The sequence below is a fragment of the Candidatus Thiosymbion oneisti genome, assembly GCF_900092655.1.
GTDB lineage: Bacteria > Pseudomonadota > Gammaproteobacteria > Chromatiales > Chromatiaceae > Thiosymbion > Thiosymbion oneisti.
Genome location: NZ_FLUY01001411.1, coordinates 1 through 1,460 on the forward strand (window position 1 = coordinate 1; position 1,460 = coordinate 1,460).

The window sequence follows — 1,460 nt, forward strand, 5'->3', positions numbered from 1 at the left end:
GCAGCTGTAAGACCGCTCTTGCCTGCAACAAAGGATAGCTCCTCCTTGGTATATAATCACACGGGACCTGACATCTACCAACATGGGATCCCAGATGTCATTCGTTTCTAGGAATCTCGGCAACGCATTTCCTTGGGGGAAATTTTCTCGGGGGTTGATTGCCATGCAATACCTTCCCTTACGCAGATCGTTTCGTTTTTCATCGGTGGAAATCCGGGCAATCTGCAGGCGAAGAATGTCATTGCCCGCGGGCAAAATCGAGCATACGCCGGATCGGCTGCAGTGCGCGGGCTTGGATTTCAGGGTCGATGCGGATCTCTTGATCCCCTGCGAGCAGGACCTGCTCCAGGTTTTGGAGGGCGTTCATAGCCATCCAGGGACAGTGGGCGCAGCTCTCACAGGTGGCGCCTACGCCGGCGGTGGGGGCGGCGATCAGCTTCTTCTCCGGTGCCAGTTGGCGCATCTTCCAAAAGATCCCCTGGTCGGTGGCGACAATGAACGCCGGGTTCGGTAGCCGGGTCACCGCATCGATGAGCTGCACGGTGGAGCCGACCACATCGGCCTGGTCGACCACGGCTGCCGGGGCTTCGGGGTGGACCAGGATAGCGGCATCCGGATGCAGCCGCCGCACCCGGTCCAGGGCGAAGCCCTTGAATTCCTCGTGGACGACACAGGCCCCCTGCCACAGCAGCATGTCGGCACCGGTCATCCGCCGCACATAGTGTCCCAGATGTTTGTCCGGCGCCCATAGGATCTTTTTTCCCTGCGCGTGGAGGTGCCTGATCACGGGCAGTGCGATGCTGGAGGTTACTACCCAGTCCGAACGCGCCTTCACCCGAGCACTGGTGTTGGCGTAAACGACGACCGTGCGGTCAGGGTAGCGATCGCAGAAAGCGGCAAAGGTATCCGCGGGGCAACCCTCATCCAGAGAGCAGGTGGCCGCCAGATCGGGCATGAGCACCCGCTTCTCCGGGTTGAGGATCTTGGCCGTCTCGCCCATGAAACGGACGCCGCATACCACCAGGGTACTGGCCGCACTCTCGCTGCCGAAGCGGGCCATCTCCAGGGAATCAGCCACACAGCCGCCGGTCTCCTCCGCCAGTTCCTGCAGATCGGCGTCTGTGTAGTAATGGGCTACCAGGACCGCATCCCGTTCGGTCAGCAATCGGGCGATCCGCGCTTTGTGCGCGTTCCTCTCGGCGCCGGACAGCACCGGCCACCGCGGGGACTCCGGGGCCTGGATGCGATGCTCGGTTCCAGGCTCATCTGGGTAATCGGTCAGATGTGCGGGGGAAATAGAGGCCATGGTGGTCGTCTAGGTGTCAAGTCCCGCCGGATCATAGACACGTTTTTTTCGGTATATAATCACACCGGATCTGGGTAGTGTCAGGTCCCGTGTGATTATATACCAAGGAGGAGCTATCCTTTGTTGCAGGCAAGAGCGGTCTTACAGCTGCTTG

The 1,460-nt window shown here is 60.4% G+C and carries 1 protein-coding gene; it reads right to left on the reverse strand.

The features are described from left to right. Window positions 1-238: 238 nt before the first annotated feature. Window positions 239-1,306, reverse strand: coding sequence for a quinolinate synthase NadA (gene nadA, locus BQ17_RS14470; RefSeq protein ID WP_089728235.1), 1,068 nt, complete (start codon window positions 1,304-1,306; stop codon window positions 239-241). Window positions 1,307-1,460 lie beyond the last annotated feature (154 nt).